Source organism: Chitinophaga sp. RAB17 (assembly GCF_052114225.1).
Taxonomy (GTDB): domain Bacteria; phylum Bacteroidota; class Bacteroidia; order Chitinophagales; family Chitinophagaceae; genus Chitinophaga.
Genome location: NZ_JBFREI010000002.1, coordinates 1,371,413 through 1,392,102, shown reverse-complemented (window position 1 = coordinate 1,392,102; position 20,690 = coordinate 1,371,413). Strand labels below are relative to the sequence as shown.

Annotated in this window: 16 protein-coding genes; 11 read left to right on the top strand and 5 right to left on the bottom strand. The window is 42.8% G+C overall.

Annotation, left to right across the window (positions count from 1 at the left end):
* The first annotated feature begins 1,035 nt into the window (after positions 1-1,035).
* Genes AB4Z08_RS11610 through AB4Z08_RS11585 form a run of 6 tightly spaced genes read left to right on the top strand, consistent with a single transcriptional unit; the run spans position 1,036 to position 7,621 of the window.
* Positions 1,036-2,361 carry a hypothetical protein gene (locus AB4Z08_RS11610; protein ID WP_441573897.1) on the top strand — a complete coding sequence of 442 codons (1,326 nt, stop codon included), beginning with the start codon at positions 1,036-1,038 and terminating at the stop codon, positions 2,359-2,361.
* 25 nt (positions 2,362-2,386) lie between these two features.
* Positions 2,387-2,860: a hypothetical protein gene (locus AB4Z08_RS11605; RefSeq protein WP_441573896.1), complete on the top strand. Its 474-nt coding sequence runs from the start codon at positions 2,387-2,389 to the stop codon at positions 2,858-2,860.
* Positions 2,861-2,898: 38 nt separating this feature from the next.
* Positions 2,899-4,782 carry a GMC family oxidoreductase gene (locus AB4Z08_RS11600; protein ID WP_441573895.1) on the top strand — a complete coding sequence of 628 codons (1,884 nt, stop codon included), beginning with the start codon at positions 2,899-2,901 and terminating at the stop codon, positions 4,780-4,782.
* A 56-nt stretch (positions 4,783-4,838) separates the two neighbouring features.
* Positions 4,839-5,552 carry a hypothetical protein gene (locus AB4Z08_RS11595; protein WP_441573894.1) on the top strand — a complete coding sequence of 238 codons (714 nt, stop codon included), beginning with the start codon at positions 4,839-4,841 and terminating at the stop codon, positions 5,550-5,552.
* 31 nt (positions 5,553-5,583) lie between these two features.
* On the top strand, positions 5,584-7,059 hold the full coding sequence (locus tag AB4Z08_RS11590) for an FAD-binding oxidoreductase (RefSeq protein WP_441573893.1): 1,476 nt from the start codon (positions 5,584-5,586) through the stop codon (positions 7,057-7,059).
* Between the two features lie 40 nt (positions 7,060-7,099).
* On the top strand, positions 7,100-7,621 hold the full coding sequence (locus AB4Z08_RS11585) for a cupin domain-containing protein (RefSeq protein ID WP_441573892.1): 522 nt from the start codon (positions 7,100-7,102) through the stop codon (positions 7,619-7,621).
* 725 nt (positions 7,622-8,346) lie between these two features.
* Here AB4Z08_RS11585 and AB4Z08_RS11580 read toward each other — a convergent pair.
* Positions 8,347-9,360, bottom strand: coding sequence for a hypothetical protein (locus AB4Z08_RS11580; RefSeq protein ID WP_441573891.1), 1,014 nt, complete (start codon positions 9,358-9,360; stop codon positions 8,347-8,349).
* Positions 9,361-9,664: 304 nt separating this feature from the next.
* Between AB4Z08_RS11580 and AB4Z08_RS11575 the strand changes: the two genes are divergently transcribed.
* Together AB4Z08_RS11575 and AB4Z08_RS11570 are read left to right on the top strand one after the other, a co-directional pair.
* Positions 9,665-10,744: a sensor histidine kinase gene (locus tag AB4Z08_RS11575; RefSeq protein WP_441573890.1), complete on the top strand. Its 1,080-nt coding sequence runs from the start codon at positions 9,665-9,667 to the stop codon at positions 10,742-10,744.
* Positions 10,741-11,466 (top strand): LytR/AlgR family response regulator transcription factor, encoded by a 726-nt coding sequence (locus tag AB4Z08_RS11570; RefSeq protein WP_441573889.1) that lies wholly within the window; start codon positions 10,741-10,743, stop codon positions 11,464-11,466. The genes AB4Z08_RS11575 and AB4Z08_RS11570 overlap by 4 nt, the downstream gene beginning before the upstream one ends.
* 106 nt (positions 11,467-11,572) lie before the next feature.
* Here AB4Z08_RS11570 and AB4Z08_RS11565 read toward each other — a convergent pair whose 3' ends face one another.
* From AB4Z08_RS11565 to AB4Z08_RS11555, 3 genes are read right to left on the bottom strand one after another with little or no spacing between them, the layout of a single operon-like run.
* Positions 11,573-14,692, bottom strand: coding sequence for an efflux RND transporter permease subunit (locus AB4Z08_RS11565; protein ID WP_441573888.1), 3,120 nt, complete (start codon positions 14,690-14,692; stop codon positions 11,573-11,575).
* A gap of 11 nt (positions 14,693-14,703) precedes the next feature.
* Positions 14,704-15,762, bottom strand: a complete 1,059-nt coding sequence (locus tag AB4Z08_RS11560; protein WP_441573887.1) for an efflux RND transporter periplasmic adaptor subunit — start codon at positions 15,760-15,762, stop codon at positions 14,704-14,706.
* 6 nt (positions 15,763-15,768) lie between these two features.
* On the bottom strand, positions 15,769-17,097 hold the full coding sequence (locus AB4Z08_RS11555; protein ID WP_441573886.1) for a TolC family protein: 1,329 nt from the start codon (positions 17,095-17,097) through the stop codon (positions 15,769-15,771).
* Positions 17,098-17,336: 239 nt separating this feature from the next.
* Here AB4Z08_RS11555 and AB4Z08_RS11550 point away from each other — a divergent pair, with 239 nt between their 5' ends.
* Positions 17,337-17,600, top strand: coding sequence for a hypothetical protein (locus AB4Z08_RS11550; protein WP_441573885.1), 264 nt, complete (start codon positions 17,337-17,339; stop codon positions 17,598-17,600).
* 170 nt (positions 17,601-17,770) lie between these two features.
* On the opposite strand, the gene AB4Z08_RS11545 is transcribed toward AB4Z08_RS11550, so the two are convergent.
* A complete protein-coding gene (locus tag AB4Z08_RS11545; RefSeq protein ID WP_441573884.1) occupies positions 17,771-19,246 on the bottom strand; it encodes a hypothetical protein in 1,476 nt (491 codons plus the stop codon).
* A gap of 649 nt (positions 19,247-19,895) precedes the next feature.
* Between AB4Z08_RS11545 and AB4Z08_RS11540 the strand changes: the two genes are divergently transcribed.
* Both AB4Z08_RS11540 and AB4Z08_RS11535 read left to right on the top strand, forming a co-directional pair.
* Positions 19,896-20,468 carry a helix-turn-helix domain-containing protein gene (locus AB4Z08_RS11540; RefSeq protein WP_441573883.1) on the top strand — a complete coding sequence of 191 codons (573 nt, stop codon included), beginning with the start codon at positions 19,896-19,898 and terminating at the stop codon, positions 20,466-20,468.
* Complete coding sequence (locus tag AB4Z08_RS11535) at positions 20,465-20,689, top strand: hypothetical protein (RefSeq protein WP_441573882.1); 225 nt, start codon at positions 20,465-20,467, stop codon at positions 20,687-20,689. The genes AB4Z08_RS11540 and AB4Z08_RS11535 overlap by 4 nt, the downstream gene beginning before the upstream one ends.
* Position 20,690 lies beyond the last annotated feature (1 nt).

The window sequence follows — 20,690 nt, the reverse complement described above, 5'->3', positions numbered from 1 at the left end:
ATTACCCAGGATATTTATCTCTTGATCAGATGCCGGAGTTATTTGAATAAATTCTGGAATAGCCGTTTTCAGGTCTAATTGAAGATGCACTTTGACAGCGCCTTTGGTTGTTTAGAACTGTGCCCACCTGAATGCTGACAGGCATACATCGATGACGGTGGCATCTATCGCGAATACATTATTCTTTTGGTCAACTTCCGCCCCGCGATGTATAAGTTGACCAAAAGCCATACACAGAAATTGCTTTCAGCAGGAAAATTGTGTGGTTTTATAGTCTCCTTTGTAGCAATTAACACAAGCTGTAAAGACTTTATGTGACACTAGTTCTTATCCGGGAGAAAATATATTTGACTTGATTAATAATATTGATTATCAATATTTTAAAATAAAGTAAATTTTGACATTTTTCAAATCGCTACCATTCCAAAATTCGCTAAAACCAAATACAGGCAATAATTCCAAAGAACTTATTTATTCAATATCGAAACAACACCGATATTTTATTTATCAAAAAAAAAATGCCGTAGAACAGAACAATTGGTAGATCATTTTGTTTGGATAAAACATGTTTACAGATATCAACCAGGATGGTATTAAAATGATTAATCGTAAACACAGGACCTGTCAATACTTAAAGGTAATGACGAATATATATTTTGTATAAAATAACCAATAAAGATAAAAAAAGAACTTATAAGTACCTCAAAGCTTATACGTTCGAATCTTCTAAACTATAACCCGGATTAAAAAAAAATTTTACAGCAGCCGCTTTTGCCCACAATATTAAATAAGATTCCTGATGCAGGGATCTGCGATGCGGCATACGCTTAAAAGAGTAGCATAAAAAAATACAATCATGGCTATAAAGTTCCATCAATGATGGTATGGGGATCGTTATGTTTTTATTAATGATACTCGCCACACTAATCTAAGAATCTCTTTTTAATGCAGGCTTACAACAAGGAATTATTAACAAGATGTTCTTTCAATTTCAGCTATAAACAAACCAACAAATTATCTTTAAAATAATAATATATGAGTAAGCTTAATATTATCACATTGCTAATTGCTTTGTGGGCCGGCATGATCTATATCAGTTCTTTTTCTTACGGAAATAAAACAGGCGGTAATAATAGAAAAAGTACCACGGCTAATGATGAGGTGACTACTCCGCTAAGTTCGGTATTGCCTTACGATGTCACGCTTCCTCCTCCGCCTGAGCGGGTGCTTGAAACAACGGTACGGCGGGGTTTTGATCTCTTCTCCTGGCATTCATTCATTGCTTTATCCTGGCCCATGCAGGAAGGTGAAATAATAGGCCAGTATGGCGATAATGCTACCGTATGGGAATCATGGAAAAAGGTTGATCAGGTGTTCCTGGATAGTGGACAAAGGCCGGCTCCCTGGGATATAATCCAACAAAGCAGCCAAAAAAATCTTTCACAAACAGGCAAAACTCCGCCAAATATGACTGCTATTTTTCAGCCGTTCATGACAGGTCCGCTGATCGATCAGAATAGACAATATGTCCGCTTTGAAATTGCAATGAACAAAGAAATGTTTGATTACATAGACACACATACGCTCTATAATATTGAGGGACAAATAAATTTTAAAGACACTGTTGACTTCCCCGAAGGAAATAATAACAGAAGATTGTATGGTGCAGTAATGGTAAAAGCATCATGGAAAATACTGGGTAACGGCGATGATACTTCGCGGTTTCATAAAGCTATCGCTACTATCCATGTGCCGGCACTCCCATCAAGAGGCATCAGAGATACTTCCTATGACGCCTGGGTTGGATTGGTAGGATTACACATTGGTACAAAAACACTCACCTCGCCGGAGTGGATCTGGTCTACTTTTGAGCAGGTAGATAATGTACCGGACTTTCATCATTTGGCAAACGGGCATTACAATTTCTTCAATAACGACAGCAGTAATAAAACCCTGAATAAAGCACCTGCCCAACCCTGGAACCCTGGAATAACAGGACAAATTCCAAGTCAGGTAGCCCGGCTTACTCCTATAGATACCGGCACGCAGCATTTAAATGATTCTATGCACACATTACTGACGGCCATCAACCCAAAGAGCGTATGGCAATATTACGAGTTGGTAGGTACACAATGGCCTGTACATCCCAAAATGAACAATACAGGCGACCCATTCCCTGTATATATGGCCAATGCTACACTGGAGACTTATGATCAGGGGAATGTAAAGAAGGGTAAAGTGAGCTATGCCCCTGGTGTCTCTTCCAGTTGTATAGGCTGCCATAACGCGGCTGTAACATGGGGCGGCAGGCAATCAGACTTCACCTTCGTTTTAAAAACAGCAAAAGCTTTCAAACAATAACATTTACTCTTCTTAAAACTATTATATGACACTTGATGAATTTGTAGCTCTTTCCGCGGCATTGACCGGCTACCCGGCCGATGTATTAAAACCGGCACGTGATACCCAGGGTGTAGCCGCAGCATTATATGCGGAGCTTAGCAGACCGGAAAACAAGATACCTCCAAGTCAGCTTAATCTGCTCACACAAACCTGGAATATCATAGTTGATAATTCGGCGCCGTCTGAAATACCGACTGAAGTATACAGCAATATCATAACAAACATTGAGATAACCCGCCTTGCGCAAAATATTATCTATATGTGGTACGTGGGCATATGGTATGACCTTACAAAAAATCCTAACTCTTTCGACTTCCCCAACAATGATCATGTTATTTCCTCCCTGGCCTATACAAATGGCCTTGTATGGGGAGAAATGGGCGCGCATCCGATGGGCTTCAGTACGGAACATTATGGTTATTGGGAAAATGTACCCACATTGCCCGCAATTAAGTAGATAAGTTAAACACCAAACCGAATTAAAACATTTATGTAATGAGCAATTCAAATAAACAATATGATGTAGTAATTGTAGGAGGTGGCTGGGCAGGCAGTATTCTGGCATACAAGCTGGCAAGTGCCAATAAAAAAGTGCTGGTGCTGGAAGCAGGGATCGCTATTGATGGTCTGCTCTCTAACCCTGATGAAAACGAGCTTGAAACGGGTAACCGTAACGAATTTATGGAAACATTCTTTCTGGCAATGGCTAAAACCCCTGAATCGCCATATGTACAAAACTATAATGCACCAAGACCATCCGTATTGGATATAAGACCTATCAATAGTACAACTGAAAATTGTAATCCGCCGAATGAGTCAATAGATAGTAACGGCTATTTTATACAGAAAGGCCCCATACCCTTTGGCAGCAGCTATGAGCGCAGAGGAGGCGGTACATCCTGGCACTGGCTTGGCACCAGCCTGCGTTTAATGCCTAATGATTTTAAAATGCAAACAACGTATAAGGTAGGTGTAGATTGGCCGATAAGCTATGAAGACCTTTCCCCTTATTACGAACAGGCCGAATTTGAAATAGGTGTATCCGCTGATGTGAATGAACAAAAAATTCATGGCATCACGTTCAGCGATGGATACGTATACCCGATGGCTAAAATACCACCCACAATACTGGATAAAGAGATGACAGCAAAAATGACGGGGAAGACTTTTGAAGGCAGCGATCTCTCTGTCACAGGTACACCAGCAGGCCGCAACGGCGTGCCTAATAAAATGAAAAATGGTGAGTATTATGATAATGGCCGCCGGCAATGTCAGGGTAATACCAATTGTACTCCTATTTGCCCGATACAGGCCAAATATGATGCAACGATAACCATGTCCAAAGCGATTATGACAGGTAATGTGGATATTATCTACCAGGCCGTAGCCTGCAATATTAAACTCGATGACGCTAAAAAGAATGTAACAGGCATTGAGTATAAAACATATCAAACGATCGATGGACCGGCAACAGGTACATTTACTGCTACAGGTTCCAGATATATCATTGCTGCAAATGCTATCGAAGCAGCAAAACTGTTACTGATGTCCAACAAACAGATAGCTGCCGGTGTCGCTAACTCCAGCAGTCAGGTAGGTAGAAACCTGATGGACCATCCCATGTATCTTGCCTGGGGGCTGACACCTAAACCCATATTTCCTTTAAGAGGACCATTATCAACATCAGGGATAGAAGGAACACGCGATGGCACTTTCCGCAATAAGCGGGCTGCCTTCCGCATTGAAATTGGTAATGAAGGCTGGAACTGGCCTGCGGGAGCACCATATACGCAGTTAATAGACGCGGTAACCCCTGCTCCTGATCCAAAAGATCCCGACAAATGCTGGGGTATCTTCGGCTCCTTGCTCAGAGAGTATATCCAGGAAAACTTTACACGTCAGTTTCGCATCGGTTTCCTCATAGAGCAATTACCAGATGAAAAGAATGATCCGAAGTGTTTCATCATTCCATCAAAAACCTGTATGGACAACCTGGGCATACCCCGTCCCGAAATCCATTATGACCTGGCTCCTTATACCAAAGATGGTTTCAAGGCCGCTGCTGCTGCTACTAAAATTATTTTTGACGCATTAAATGCAGAAAATAAAACCGGGATACCTCTTGGAAGTGGTGGTGCATTTGAATATGAAAATGTTACATACTATTCGCAGGGCGCAGGTCACGTAATGGGTACGCACCGTATGGGTTTTACGAAAGATGATTCCGTAACTGATAAAGATATGAAAAGCTGGGACCACGATAATTTATACATTGTAGGTTGTGGCTCATTTCCTACAACGGCAACGGCAAACCCTACATTAACCATGACAGCACTCGCTTTTAAAGCAGCTGATGCTATCATTAAAAGTTTGAAATAGAAGTATGCGTATTCATATTTCAGTCGTAATGCTCATTAAATTAAATGATAAAAAACATGAGTAAAAGTACTTCTCCAAAGATGATGCACAGCACCTACTTCAGTTTGAGTATGGGCAGCACACCCGCGCTCCGCGATAGTTATATGGAAGCCTGCAGCGCTTATTTATCTAAGTCTGAAGGAATGTTATCTTTCTGGGTCTGCAAACTTGCAGAAGATATGTTTCGGCTGGAAAACGACCGTAATTTCAATGTGGCCATGAATCAGGTATTCGAAAACAAAGAAATGTTTGACAAATACAATGCAAACGATAAAGAACATAGCCAGTTTGTGATAGAAGTAAACCGCTGGGCGCCTGGCACCGGCCGGCGGGTGTATGATTCATATCTGAGTCACCTTATTTACGGAAAAGATAATAAACCGGCTGCTCCGGAGCAACCTCCCCGGCTGATGCACAGTATTTATTTTTCTCTGACAGATAAATCAGCAGCGTCCATTAAAAAGTTCACAGACATTTGCGTAAAATATTTATCGGAGCATCCGGGTACTTGTGTATTTGCAATTGGCGAATTAGCCAATCTGAAACGCGATGTATCCATTGCAAATTATGATGTGGCGATGAATATTTTATGGAAGAGTAAAAATGATTACAGCAACTATCTGAAAAGTAAAGATCATGATGCTTTCTTCCCTGCTACCAAAGGGATGGTCAGTGATACCTATATTTTCGATTCTTACGTTGCAGAACCTCCGCTGGTCTCCGGCATATAATCTTCTTATTAACCCTCATAATAATTTAACCATGATTTCAACAGCAATTAATGATTTAATGCGCGAATTGAGTGGCTATGTATTGCAACCCGGCGATAGTGATTATGAAAACGCGATAAAAATAGATAATGGTCGCATCCAGCTTCGACCCAGATTAATTGTGCGCCCAACTGTTGTGGAAGATATTGTGTTGGGATTTAAATTTGCAATCACCCATCATCTTCCCTTTACAATAAAAGGAGGGGGCCATAGTGCAGCCGGATATTGTCTCAATGATAACGGGGTAGTAATGGATATGAAGCACCTGAATAAGATATCGTTTAATAAAACAAAACAAAGTGTTACTGCTCAGATGGGCGTCATATGGCATGATATATATGAGTATATGGCTAATTCAGGTACAGGATTGATCCCGATAGGTGGCGGATGCCCAACAGTGGCCCCTCCGGGGTTCATGCTGGGAGGCGGTTATAGTTTCGTTTCCCGTTCCTATGGGATGAGTATTGACAGCCTGCTTGGATTCAAAATAATAACACCTGACGGGGTATTGCGGGACATAAGTGCGGATAGTAAATTAAAAGGAGATCAGGATATCTTTTGGGCCTGTTGCGGTGGTGGCGGTGGTAATTTTGGGATCGTAGTCGAGATGGAAATGAAGGTGCATAAACCGTTTAGCGAAAAAATGTTAGTAGGGCAAATCAAATATCCGCTCGAACAAACAGAAGAAATATTGGGATACTATAATGAATGGGTAGAGAAGATTCCTGATGCAATGTCTGTATACGGCTTTGTGGGGCAACAACCGGATGCAATAGACAAATCGAAAAAAATAAAAACGATTGGGTTAACGCCGGTATTCAATGGTGAATATGCTGAAGGCATCGAACTGCTGAAAGACCTGCTCAAACTTAAACCGATCAATACGGATCTCCGCAACATGACACTGCCTGATTGGGAATTTTTTAACGGCACAACTACACTGGTGGCAAACCGTAGCGCGTACATGCGCTCTCTTATTCTTCCCAAAGGAGGAATGAATAATAAGGTCGCCAAAGTGATTGTTGATTTTATGCATAAGGCGCCCTCTCCCGATAGCTTCATGGTTTGGACACTGACAGGTGGCAAAATTTCAGAAAGAAAACCCAGCGATACCGCTTATGTACACCGGAATGCCCGTTTTGTTCCGGAAGTAAAATCGATCTGGGATGTCGACAAACCTGGAGACGCCCTGAGTAATGTGGAATGGGCATATGATTTCTACGAAGCAATGAGTGCTGCCGGAAAAGCAACAGGAGCCTATGTAAATTACATTGATCCATTATTGCACGACTGGGCCAAAATGTATTACGGTGAAAACTACGAAAGACTAAAAGAGATCAAAAAGCATATTGATCCTGATAACTTATTACACTTTCAGCAAAGTATCGGATCTTCTTTCAATCCTCCCCCACCACCATTGAAAGATCTAAGTCCGTTAAACCGTACACAGTTGCCACCCAAAGCATAAGTGTTTCATCAAAATATTAAAAATAACCAAACAATAGTTTATGTTAACACCTGAAAATATAAAACAGTGGTTCAAGCTGCAATCTAACAGCGAGGAAGGTGGCTTTTTTGCAGGAGTTTATACCTCGGCTATCAGGATTCCTAATACGTTTTTGCCTGGTTTTCTGCCTCCCACGGGAAAGCATGCATTGTGTAGCGCTATTTATTATTTTTTAGAATCCGGTACTTTTTCAGCGATGCATAAAGTAACCGGTAATATGATCTATCATTTCTATAGCGGAGACCCGGTCCAAATGCTGCTGCTTTATCCGGACGGTTCTCCCAATAAGTATGAAATATGTACTTTCAGTAATGATATCGCTGCTGGTGCCTACCCAATGAAAGTCATACCTGGTGGCACCTGGATGGGCTCCAGGCTGACACCTGGAGGAACTTATTCGTTAATGGGTGTAACGATGGATCCCGGGTTTGACCCTGCTGACTATACGATCGGTCGCCGCCAGGATTTAATCACAAAGTATCCGGAAGTATCGGACATGATTACAGATTTTACACGTGGATAACTGACAGGTAAAATCAATCTTAAACCCCTGCTCAAATAATTTGTTATTTCAGCACTCCTTATCATAAGGCTACACCGGTTAATTTCGCTCCTTCAATATGAGTCGCTTTCAATTGTAACAACCCGCTTTAATGAAGTGAGATGTTCTGGCGCCCGTTGCCTAAGGTGACATGCACCCCTAAATCCATCAATTTCTGAAATCAGGGATAGCACCTCAGCAGTGATATTTATGGCGGTAGTCTTTATCATATAGTTGGCCTCATAAACTGGTGGATTTTCTCCAAGTCAGCAGCAAAATGGTTCGAACATTGTCTCCTCCACCCCACAAAATATCGAAGGAACCCGCGATAGTCGCGGGTTTTCTATTTTAAGCCGGGTATTTAGTCGAGTTCCGGTTAATTCTCTTTCGTTTCTTTATCGTACTTCATTAAGGTTAACTATCGATACGATTATAATTACAGGTTTCTCCATTCTGCCCAACTATTGATCAAAATCCATAGGGAGATAAATACCAAAACAACCATTTTCTTTAAGGCAGTTGACAACATCATCTGCCTTAAAGAAATGGCCCTCTATTCTCAATATTTTGTCTTCATCTTCCAAATCAAAAGTTACCCTCAGGATGGATATATCAACAAAAGATCATTCTTTATCTTTTCAGCTATATCTATGGATTGAACATCTGTTTTGAATACATTTACCATATTCAGGGGTCATTAATGTAGATTATTTTTTTCTTCCTATAAGAGAAAAAGGATGGAGGGATATCCCTATATTAAAATAAAAAGCCGGATCAGGAGTGATCTCAAATACCGGTGACCCAAATGAATCTTCCTTGCGGAATAATCTGCCTTGCGGAGACATTTTCATCCCGGCTTTTGCGGTGATCACAAAATACTTTGCGATAAGATGTTCATAGATCAATCCTGAATTGATATCCACCTGTCTGTACTCATATTTTTGAGAGGTACCATCTATATCATAGAGGTAAAAAGAGGTTCTATCCATATCCAGGCCCAATGATACCCTGCCATTATTTAGTACATGTTTTCTGAGATACATACTTTTGGGCAGATTAATATCTGCTATCAATCCATTTCCGAATGTATGCTCGTAGCCAAAAGCCGGTATGAACGGGTTCTGTACACTTGGGTCAATACTGATGAGCATTCCGGCTGTCATTTTGGTACGTTGATTGGCTTTCAATACCATTGTTCCCGTCACGATCCCTCTCACCCTTTCAAAATGCTTATCACTGCCATCCACCATAACACTGGCACTGTAGATGGTTCGCTTATTGAACAAGGTGGAAAAATAAGTAAAGTTGACCGCTGAAAAAAGGTAATGAAATTCGCGTTCTACCGTTTTGATATCACCAACAGCAGGCATGGCTATGTCAGCATCTGCCTTAGTATATCTATAACCGAGCGTGGTACCTAAAAGCCAGTTTTTTCTTTTTATAAAGTTAATATTCGTACTCACTTTTACCTGTGATAAACTATTGACCTTACTGTCCGGCAACGACTTCCCATCTCTCTCCGAAGAAAAGTTATAAGGCCCGGTTTGTATAAATTCCACATTGAATGGACGTGTAACGGCGAACTTGTCGGCGACATAGGCTTCTACCTTTTTAGGTATATTAACACTTCCTGGAATACTATCCCTTTTCTGAGAAAAAGATTTTACCGACAAGATCATTAAACCTATTACTAATGATGCTACATTTTTTACGATATACATACTCGTTATTTTATACTTTTAATGGTAGACCAGGAAAAAATTGAAATGAAAGGAGTCGTCCAGTATCTGCGTGGCATAGCCCTGAACCGTCTTAATACATCCATAAATATTTAATAATGCAGGAACCAAAGAAAGCATTAATAGCATAGCGATTTTTCCTTTTTATACCAAGCTGGTTACATTTTATATTAAATCTTTTCCGGGCGGAATTTGGTATACCAAAAGAGGGTGTTTGTATAATTTCTGATCTTCATCAGATATATCGTTTTATCTTTGTTTAATACTTAAGAGGGCCTGCAACATCATGAAATACGATCATCCGGAATTAAATGATACGAAGATAATACGGCTGATCGTTGACGATCGGTTTAAGCTATTACGTCATATCCTATTGTTGTTTGGAACCCTTATTATTATTTCCTTTGCCAGAGAAATCACACAATACACTGGCGTCTACAGATACTTCCGGCTACTATGCATATATGGAGCTTTGATATCCATGTGCTATATCAACATGAACGTGTTGGCACCCAGGTTCTTCTTCAAAGGACGATACATTCAATACCTGGCGCTCCTGTTTTTACTGGTAGCCATATTTATATTACTGCTGTCCTATTTGTTAAAAGCGTTTTTCATATCCCCGGAATTGAATTCCTGCTGGCAGAAATCGAACGATCGGGCGGGCATTTATGAGGGAATGATCATGCTGACCCCGATCATCCTGACCACCACCATGATAAAGTTAATCCAGCGGTGGATGAGGGACAGCGAAAGGATCACGGCGCTACGCAACATCACCCTCACGATGGAATTGAACGAATTGCGAAACCAGATCAATCCCCATTTCCTCTTTAACATGCTCAATGGAATCAGGGCGCTGGTACACAGCGATACGGAGAAGGCCGACATCGTCATCATGAAACTATCTGAATTTCTTCGCTACCAGCTTTATGAAAACAATGAAGAGAAAACATTGCTGATATCCGAGATCAATTTTCTATCTAACTTCCTCGACCTGGAAAAACTCAGAAGAGACAACCTATCCGTCAGTATCGAGCGCCATACAGACACCTCGATCCTTCATCGCATTTTTTTGCCACCTAATCTTTTCACTACCTTTGTTGAAAATGCGATAAAACACAGCGTAAATATAAGCGGGGCAGCATCTTACATCAGGATCAACATAGCCGTTAATGATGATAAGATTTACTTCTATTGTGTTAATTCAACAGACCCCGGATATATACCTTCTGAAGAAAAAAGCAGTGGATTAGGATTAGCGAACATAAAAAGACGACTTGCACTTTTATACGGTAACAATTATGTTCTTGAGATCGCTTCTACCGCAAATGAATATATTGTGAAACTAACAATTCCCATATGAACTGTATTATTGTAGATGATGAACCACTGGCAAGAGAACAAATGCAGTCGCTGATTAAAGACGTATCCCAGTTGGATATATTGGGGAAATTTTCCAATGCCCCCACCGCTATGGATTTCCTTAAGGAAAATGAAGTAGACCTTATTTTCCTTGATATTGAAATGCCGATGGTAACCGGATTACAGTTTGCTGCACAATTACCTAAGCAAACCCTTGTCATTTTTACAACCGCCTATCCACAGTACGCATTAAAAAGTTATGAACTGGATGCTATCGACTATCTGCTTAAGCCTATTGAAAAAGGCAGGCTGCAAAAAGCTATCAATAAGGCAGAGGCATACATGAACCTACTTTCAGATGATACAGAAAAAAATGTTGTTGAATCCAACACAGTTGACTTCCTGCTGATTAAATCAGATCGAAAATTCCATCGGATCAACTTTGCTGACATCCGGTTTATAGAAGGATTGAAAGATTACGTGGTGATGTATGTAGGTAACCAGAAACTTATTACCGCCATGAATTTAAAAACCATTCACCAGAAACTACCACAGCACTTTTTCCTGCGGGTCAGTAAATCCTATGTAGTGAATACAAACTATATTGATTCATTTGATCACCGCAATATCTATCTCAGCGAATTTGAGATCCCCCTGGGGGAAGTATATAAAAAGGATTTCTTTAAGACCTTTTCAGGCGGCTCTCTTCATCCGGAAGAGTAGCAAGGCAACCGCATTTCCATAGTGAAAGCTTTATACTTGAACAGTGGTAACCAAATAAAAAAGAGATAGCCTTAGGCTATCTCTTCATTCAGATGCTACGTGTTGTCTACCGGGGATGAATGACGGGCTTATCACCCCTATCCGCAGAAAAGCGGGTAATTAGATTATCAACAATCAGGTACATCGCCGGCACTACAAACAGGGTCAGGATCATGGAGCTGGTGAGTCCTCCGATAATTACCCAGGCCATACCGTTCTTGATTTCTGACGCAGCCCCACTTGCCATGGCTATGGGCAACATGCCGAACACCATCGCCAGTGTTGTCATCAATATAGGTCGCAGTCTTTCTTTCCCCGCTTCCACCAGCGCAGCGTTGACGCTTCGTCCTTCCGCCTTTAGTTTATTCGCAAAATCCACGATCAGGATCGCATTTTTAGAAACAAGCCCCAATAACATGATGATACCGATGATGGTAAAAATGTTCAGCGTTTCCATCGTCAGCGCCAGCGCCAGCAATGCGCCAGTCAGGGCCACAGGAATGGAGAACAGTACCACAAAGGGATAAACAGCATTTTCGTAGAGTGCTACCATAATGAGGTATACCAGTATGATAGCCGTGATGAGGGCCAACCCAAGACTGCCGAACGCATCTCCCTGATTTTTAGAATCCCCCAGGTATTCAACGCTTACACCATCCGGCAGCTGGATGGACCTGACTTTGGTCTTGATCTCATCGGTCACGGTTCCTATTGGCCTGCCAGTTACACCAGCTTGTACTTTAATCGCTCCCAGGCGATCTATGCGTTGCAGCGTAGTTTCCCCCAACGACTCGTTCACGTCCGCGAATTGTTCCAGTAGTATCGTTTCCCCTGCTCCATTCGCAAAAGGGAGACTACGCACATTCTTTACATCAGTACGATTGTATTTGTCTAAACCAACCAGGATATCATACTCATTTCCGTGCTGTTTGTACTTGCTTTTATCACTTCCACTAAACGCATTTTGAAGTGTAGCGCCCACCGTGCTGGCATTAAGTCCCAGCATGCTCATTTTCTCCCGGTTCAGATGTATGTCTACTTCCCGCTTTCTGTCTTTAACAGATAATTTCACGAACTGCGTACCCGGTACATCTGCCACTATCTTTTCATAAGCTTCCGCCACTTTACGCACATCGTTGATATTGACACCTTTTATGGCAATCTGTATAGGCGCTTCACTAACATTTCCGGTGATGGAAGTGGTGGCCGCAGTAAATTTTGCGCCTGGTATGGCACTACTGAGCTTTTGCTGAATGCGGATAGCCAAATCATCTGCCGACAGGATACGTTTTTTTCTATCGACGAGCGTCAGCGTGAATTCTGCGAGGTTGGCGTTGGTGCTGGCTCCTGCCACACTTCCACTCACAAATCCGATATTCGAAAACACTTTTTCAACTTCCGGACTACGCATGATGATGGCCTCGGCATGCTGCGCGAGCATATTAGTACTATAAATGGTGGCCGCGGGTTCCAGTTCCATATTGAGTACCAGGGTACCCTGGTCTGTTTGAGGGGAAAATGCCCCACCAATAAAACCAGCAGGTATCAGGGCTATAGATCCGATGATCAGCAGCAAAGTACCCGACAAAAGCCATCTTTTCCTGTGGAGTATCTTTTCCAGCAGTTTTCCGTAATCCACTTTTATAGCATCGATAAAGCGTTCGAACCCAAGGTTGATCTTTCCCCAAATGGTATTCTCCTTCAGTTCTTCCAACTTACCAAACCGGCTAACCAATAAGGGAGTAATAGTAAAGGAAACAAAAAGGCTCATCAGGGTGGAGAATACCACTACCAGCGAAAATTCCCGAAGTATGGAACCAATCATTCCCCCGGCCAATGCCAGTGGCAGGAATACCACCACATCTACCAGCGTTATGGAAAGGGCCGTAAAACCTATCTCATTACGGCCATCAAGGGCCGCCTTACGCCTGTCTGAGCCCATTTCCATATGCCGATAAATATTTTCCAACACAACGATGGAATCATCCACCAAAATACCCACCACCAGTGACATAGCCATCAGCGTCATCAGGTTGAGCGAAAACCCCAGGACGTACATCGCTATAAAAGTGGGGATAATCGATGAGGGCAGCGCCAGCAGTACAAACATGGAACTCCTCATGCTGTGCAGAAAAGCCAGCATAACAACGCCTACTATCAAAACAGCCAGCACCAGATCGTCTATCACAGCATCTGCTGCATGAAGGGTATATATACTCTGGTCCGAAGAAATATTGAATTTTAATTGTTGCGATTTGTATTGGTCTTCTATCCTGGCGAAGGTCTTCTTCACCTTCTCGCTCACGTTTACGGCATTGGCGTCCGTTTGTTTGATGATCTGTAAGCCAATGGAAGGAATACCGTTAATATGATTGATAGCTATTGTTTTGGCCGTAGCATCTACCACTTCGGCAATATCTCTCAAATAGATAGTTCCCTGTATGGGCTGCTGTTCCACAATCAGGTTCCGCAGCTGATCCAGCGAAGTAATATTAGCGTCATAACGTATGGATAGCTGCTGGTTCTTCGTTTCAATGCTGCCGGCAGGAAAGGACAGGTTGGCATTATTGACGGCCTGTGTAATTTGTGCCAGGGAAATGCCGTAGGACAGCAATTTTTCCTGGTTAATATTGATCTGAATCTCCCGCTGATCACCACCAATGATATTTACCTGCCCCACACCGGCCACATTCTGCAGTATCGGCCTTAGCTGGTTATCTACAAAATCGTACAGGTTACGGGGAGCCATATTAGCTGTTATTCCTGCTTTGATAACTGGTATTTCCTCGAGGTTCACCTTGTTCACCTTTGGTCGTTCTGCATCATCCGGCAAATCGTTCTGTGTCTGGTCTGCCTTACGTTGTACGTCGCGTTCCGCCTGATCAATGTTCGTTCCGCTTTTAAATGATATGGTGATAATCGAAACACTTTCCTGGGAGGTGGAACTGATCTGATCCAGTCCTTCCACCGCAGAAAAAGCATCTTCCAGTTTTTTAGTGACGGTTGTCTGTACTTCCGCGGCCGAGGCGCCGGGATAAATAGTACTGATAGAAACCGTAGGCACTTCTATTTTGGGAAGCAGATTATAATTCAGGCTCAGATACGACTGTATTCCGAAAAGGATCAGGACCGTAAATATAACAATGAGCAACAAAGGTCTCTTAATGGCAATTTCCGTTAATGACATACGGCTGATCTTTATTTTGAAACATTGATAAATGTACCTTCCTTCAGGTTGATTTGTCCGGAGGTGACCACCTGCTCTCCGGTTTGCAGCCCGCTGATGACGTGGATATTATCACCGTATTCATCACCGACCTTAATTTTTCGTAAAACAGCCTTGCCCTCCTTCACCACATATACCGAAGCGTCCTGTTTACTTTCGTTTAGGGCACTCCGTGGTATCAGGAGAATTTTCATGGCTGTACTCTTTGAAAAATCGGCGTAAACGAAAGTCCCTGAGCGTAATGGCGTATCCTTATCATTATCGGCAGTAATCTCCACCTGGTAGTTATGCGTTTGACTGGCCTGCGGACTAATAAAAGTAACCGTACCGAAAAATGATCTGTCCGGATAAACATCCGTGGTAAGTTTTATCTTTTGTCCTTGTGTTACCTGATATACCTCCGATTCGGTGAGGTTGACCTGCACCTTTAACCGGGAAAGGTTTACGATGGTGGCGATATCGCCACCTGCCGTAATGAACATGCCTTCCTCGACAGATTTGGCGCCGATAACACCACTGGTGGGTGCCTTGATGCCTGCATCTGCTATTTGTTTTTTCAATTGTTCGGACTCGTTGGTCGCGTCTACGTAATTCTGGCGAATCTCATTGACTTTTTCCTGCGTTGCGGCGTTGCCCGCCTGCAGCTCTGTATAGGTCTCAAGATCACGGCGGAGTTTAGATACATTGGACGCCGATTTCTCCAGGTCCAGCTCCAGCAACCGGGTATCTATAACGGCCAGTGTTTGTCCCTCGCGTACATTATCGCCCAGGCTAAATAACAGGCGACGAATACTCCCGCTGCTTACCGATAACACTTTCGCTTCTCTGAATGGAGCCAGCATACCCGTCTTCATTATACCTGCCTGCTGAATTACTTCCCTGGCGGTATCAATGGTGACGGGTATCAGGATGTTCTCTGTCTTTACAGGCTGGTTCTTTTCGTTGATTTTCTTTTTGTTGGAAGCCAGTTTGAGCAGGATCACCCCGACAATACCGGCACAGGCTATGGCTATTATAAATTTCTTTTTCATTGCTTTTTAAAGTGAATTATAAAAGGTTGTCAATGTACCTGCCGCTTTTTCAACGTCGATTCTGGCCAGGTAATAATTGTACAGCGAATTGAGATAGTTGCTCTGCGTTTCTCTAAGCGAGTGCTGTGTGTTCAGCCAGTCAGTCAGGTCTGTAGTTCCCTTTTGGAACTGGAGATCAGTCACCTTGAACACTGACTCCGCCAGTGTGATGTTACGCCGGTCGTTTTCTACATTTGCGGTTGACTGCTGCAACTTCGTATAGGCGTTATCGTACTCCACCCTGTACTGCCCTTCGGAGAGTTTTAATTTCTCCTCTGCATTCACCCGGTTAATGTTCGCTTGTTTATACTGGGCATTACGCTTGTAGAAATCGAGTATGGGAACGTTCAACTTCAGTCCTACTGTAGAAAAAGGTAAAAGTTCCCCGTAGGATTGCTTCAGGTTATCGCCAAATCCAACCGCACCATAACGGGCATAGGCACTCAGTTTGGGCAATGCCTGCGCCTTAATGCGCGACTGCTCTATTTCCAGTGTCTTTATGTTAAGTTCGGAAAGCTGGTAATCCACCCGCGATGTTGGAGAAAAAGTTCGGGTACTATCTCCATTGGAAACAGGAATGCTTGCGTCCCTTGATGCGTCCACCGAAAGCGCATCATTGATTGGGTACCCCATTTCATATTTCAGTTCGTTTTCCGCCAGTTGCAGATTGCTCCGGGCAACGCGTATCTGTGAAATGGTATTATTATAATCTACATTGACCTTATCCAGATCCTTTTGCAATGCCGTGCCTTTACTTACCTGCAAACGGTATATCTCCATCTGCTTTTCATAGGTGCCTTTATTGAACTGCAACAACTCCAGTTGTTGATGGTACACAAAGATCTGGAAATAGGCAGTGCTGATATTATATATAATCGCTTCCCGGCTCTGTTGCATGTTAAGGTCCGCCTGCCGGAGATTATATTTATTAGCCTTCAGCCCTTTGAGCAGGGCCCCGTCATAAATCACCTGATCCAGTTGTGCACTGGCGTTTGAGCTAAACTGCTTGCTCATCGATATCTTAACATCGTCTGGACCAAAAGCCCCTGCAGGAATCACTGTTTGCTGCAACTTCAGGTTGTCGTCGAGCGTTGCAGTAAGACTAACACGCGGAAGATAGTCGGCCAATGCCTCTTTTGCTTTTGCATCCGCTGCACGCTTTTCGTTGGCATAAATAATGTTGTTACGGTTGTTCTTCTGCCCGTAATCGATACATTGTTTCAGTGTCCAGTTTTCCTGGGCACTAACTTTTAGCCAGATACCGGATATAAATAATAGAATAATTTTTTTGCCCATATAATCTATTTACTGATCCGATTTTACCACTGCTGAAACCGGGATATTCATTGATTATGGGCTAAAGTAGCAGTTATCGCAATTGGTAATTTGATTACTATACCAACAGGGTTGGGCGTTATACAAAGCCGGGTTCCAATACTATAAGATTTTCCTGCCGGATGCTATACTGACCGTTCAGGACAGAGGCCCACTTGAAATACTAAAGCAACTTGAATTCAGAAAGATCAATGTACCAGATGAAATTGCGTTTGCCGGCTACCCAAAAAACAGGCTGCGCCGATAATGCTGTGATCATTGGCCTGGGAAATAGAAATCCTAACTCGCACGAGCCTGAAAAAGGTAACAAACAAAGTGTATTTAACGGACTTGCCCAGGTTATTATCCAAAGTAAAGAAGGTGGCAGCAGGGAAATCGTAATTACAGCTACATCACCCAATCTTAAGGCGGCAGCTGCAACAATTTCTTTGGAATCTGTCCTGGTGCAGAATACCGGATATTAGTAGCATAGTTGATAAATGAGATTGTAAAAGCTATGCCATCACCCGGAAGCAGTTATTGCAATAAAGTATTTTACTTTGAAGTCATCGCAAGATTTTGCGATGACTTCAAAGTAAATATAAAGATGAAATTTATCAACCTGCGGATGGTAGTAATGCCTTGGCTTCCTGGTTTACTTCAACGTCAGGATGACGGCGCTGTATGCCGGCACTTTCAGCTTACAGAGATTTTTCGATACATAGGCTTCTTCTATTTCCTTAGGCTCCCAGGTGCCGTCGTTCTTCACTGCGCTGCCACCCAGGGTAACATTCGATACGTTATCAGGTGAAGGTGCTGTGAGTCGTAGCAGTGTTGCCTTACTGAAGGCCGTATGTGTGCTGATGGTCACAAATCCTGCCTTATTCAGATCTTTATTGATGACCGTCACTACTATGGCGTTATCCGGCTGCAGTACGGCGTGGCAGGTAAGATTAATAATACTATCGGCTTTAAGGGCGGATGGCAGCAGGCGGCCTTTGGAACCCTGTGCGAATGCCAGCATCCCATAGTATAGCGGACGCCCGCTAAAAAGATCCTTACTACGTGTGATAGGCGTATAGCTTGCGCCCCCTGTATGAAAGTTAACGCCGCCGCATCCTTTTTTAGCGAGTTCGAACATCATGTCCAGGGCCCAAAGGGCGGAACCAAAGGTATTGCTTACCCCTACTTTCCCACCGCCGTATACGGAATTAATTTCTGAAAAACGCCAGGATATGTTCATTTTACCGGCATTCACCGTCATCGCATCCGCCTGGCCCAATACTGCCGTATTGTTTTTGAGGAGGGCCTCAATTGTTACAGTTGGGTCTTCTGCTGGCCCAAGTTTGTAATAATGCTTGGAAAGCAATACCAGTTTACCGCTTTGGTCAGTGACAAAAGGATTTACCCAGGCGGTGATATTTGGCGTGGAAACTCCCGGCCCTGTAAGTGGAGCGTCAGGTACCAATTCCAGGATCTTATCCCTGTGTGCATTGTATTCCACCAGGAACTGCGGGTATTGGTAATTAGAGGGGCGAAGACCGTTGTGATTAAAGCCATTAGGCTCGTTGCCAATTTCAAAACCCAGCAGTGCATCCCTATGCTTATCGCAAACATATTTGGCTTCGGATGCAGACTCCTGCGGCAAGCCATTCCCCAGGTTCATTCCCAGCAGCACTTTGTACCCGCAGGCACGTGCGAAATTGAACAGGTTATCTAACTGCCAGCCATTCATAGACAGCGTACCCGGTACTGGTTTGCCGGCAGGGCCTATCCAGCGAATGCCATCCACTACATAGCCGCCGGTACGAATCACACCGGGACCCAGTGCTTTTAGCAGGTTCACGAACCCGCGGTTCACAGGGTTCAAATAATCCCCGTTGGCAAGGCCTTCTGCGGAAAAACTAAAACCAGTAAATCTTTCAGGGATAGCAATGCCGGGATTCGCCGCATCAAAATCTACGTTAACAATGATGCCTTCTGGTTCTGGTGCAGGCTCAGGAATGCCAGTCGCTTCCTGCGATCCAGAGGACTTTGAACAAGCTAATAACAATGCGATAAAGGCGAAAACGCATACAACAAGTGCCACCTTTGCTGATGTGTCGGAATGAAAAATCTTGCTTCTCTTCATAGGATATGTTTAAAAAAATACATGCAGGTGGTGAAATGAATTGCATTCAATGCGAAACTATATTAATATTTAAGCTGTGCCAACCCGGCATTTATTTTTTAATGATTATCCACCGGGATCGGTTGCAGAACAATTTCGCACAATAGAAAAATAAACAAACTGAAAGCCGGAAATTGAAATAAGGATAGCGTTAAAATAACTGCTATACAGAAAAGCAGTTACCAACACTACCGCGATAGTTGTTTAAATCTTCCACAATAATAGCCCAAAATCATTTCATGATCAATATCCCATCCAGTAATAGTATCCATCCCCTTACTCCAGATTTATTATCTTTAAAGCAATTATGGATTTTAGATCGCGGAGGCACGTATTTTCTCTGCTGAATGTAGATCACATTCAGCTTAACAGGCGATGGAATTATAAAAATATCATCAGCCCTTACTACCGTCTATATTATATTGATGAAGGAGATGGACTTTTATCTAATGAACATACCCGGTTGATCCTTGAACCCGGCTACATTTATATTGTACCCAGTTTCACACCTTGCAATCTGTATTGCGCTGAATACCTGAGCCAATATTTTATTCAGTTTTTTGAAGAATCACCAGATGGGAATTCACTGTTCCGCCACAACCGCACTCTGATGAAGCGCGCTGCTACGGACATGGATATAATCCTTTTTAAAAAGATGCTGACACTCAATCCAGGCAGAGGTATCAATCGTTCAGACAATCCAAAGGTGTATGAGAAGAATTATTACTATCGGGAATACCTGGAAATGAATACCCACCAAACATCACCAACGTACTATGAAACGCAGGGCATACTGCTGCAATTGTTATCGCGGTTCATGACCGACCCTGAATATCCGGATAAAAATATCGCGCCCATTCCTCAGAAGGTAATAGATGCCATCTCCTACATCCAAATGAATTTAGGTGCGTCGCTCACGATTACATTTCTTGCACAAAGAGCCAATCAGCATGTTGACTATTTTTCCAGACAGTTTCTCCAGCACACAGGAGAAAGACCACTGACCTATATACAGACAAGGCGTATTGAAAGAGCACAATACCTTATATCTACTACCAATTTACCCTACGCTGAAATAGCGTCCGAAATTGGATTTGATAATATATCTCATTTTTCCAGGGTGTTTAAAAAAATAACCCAGCTTACTCCGGGCGAATATAGAAAAAGAAGTCAGTACTATTGACTGATCGCATCTATGTTGCTGTCAGAAGAAAAACTGCAATCGATTTACAACATTACCACGAAAAAAAGCAGGTGACTAATCCCGCAAATGCACCACCACCAACAGAAAATCCTGCAATCGATTTACACTCTATTGTTCCTCAAAATTGGTCGGATTCATACAAAAGAAAGTCTTTATTAGAAAAAGCGATGCTCCAACAAGTGACTAACTTTATGGGATAGT

What these genes read in the sequence shown, in the direction of transcription:
- AB4Z08_RS11610 (WP_441573897.1), top strand. Translation starts at nt 1,036, where the DNA reads ATGAGTAAGCTTAATATTATCACATTGCTAATTGCTTTGTGGGCCGGC.
- AB4Z08_RS11605 (WP_441573896.1), top strand. Translation starts at nt 2,387, where the DNA reads ATGACACTTGATGAATTTGTAGCTCTTTCCGCGGCATTGACCGGCTAC.
- AB4Z08_RS11600 (WP_441573895.1), top strand. Translation starts at nt 2,899, where the DNA reads ATGAGCAATTCAAATAAACAATATGATGTAGTAATTGTAGGAGGTGGC.
- AB4Z08_RS11545 (WP_441573884.1), bottom strand. Translation starts at nt 19,246, where the DNA reads ATGAAGAGAAGCAAGATTTTTCATTCCGACACATCAGCAAAGGTGGCA.
- AB4Z08_RS11560 (WP_441573887.1), bottom strand. Translation starts at nt 15,762, where the DNA reads ATGAAAAAGAAATTTATAATAGCCATAGCCTGTGCCGGTATTGTCGGG.
- AB4Z08_RS11575 (WP_441573890.1), top strand. Translation starts at nt 9,665, where the DNA reads ATGAAATACGATCATCCGGAATTAAATGATACGAAGATAATACGGCTG.
- AB4Z08_RS11565 (WP_441573888.1), bottom strand. Translation starts at nt 14,692, where the DNA reads ATGTCATTAACGGAAATTGCCATTAAGAGACCTTTGTTGCTCATTGTT.
- AB4Z08_RS11585 (WP_441573892.1), top strand. Translation starts at nt 7,100, where the DNA reads ATGTTAACACCTGAAAATATAAAACAGTGGTTCAAGCTGCAATCTAAC.
- AB4Z08_RS11590 (WP_441573893.1), top strand. Translation starts at nt 5,584, where the DNA reads ATGATTTCAACAGCAATTAATGATTTAATGCGCGAATTGAGTGGCTAT.
- AB4Z08_RS11595 (WP_441573894.1), top strand. Translation starts at nt 4,839, where the DNA reads ATGAGTAAAAGTACTTCTCCAAAGATGATGCACAGCACCTACTTCAGT.
- AB4Z08_RS11550 (WP_441573885.1), top strand. Translation starts at nt 17,337, where the DNA reads ATGAAATTGCGTTTGCCGGCTACCCAAAAAACAGGCTGCGCCGATAAT.
- AB4Z08_RS11540 (WP_441573883.1), top strand. Translation starts at nt 19,896, where the DNA reads ATGAAGCGCGCTGCTACGGACATGGATATAATCCTTTTTAAAAAGATG.
- AB4Z08_RS11555 (WP_441573886.1), bottom strand. Translation starts at nt 17,097, where the DNA reads ATGGGCAAAAAAATTATTCTATTATTTATATCCGGTATCTGGCTAAAA.
- AB4Z08_RS11570 (WP_441573889.1), top strand. Translation starts at nt 10,741, where the DNA reads ATGAACTGTATTATTGTAGATGATGAACCACTGGCAAGAGAACAAATG.
- AB4Z08_RS11580 (WP_441573891.1), bottom strand. Translation starts at nt 9,360, where the DNA reads ATGTATATCGTAAAAAATGTAGCATCATTAGTAATAGGTTTAATGATC.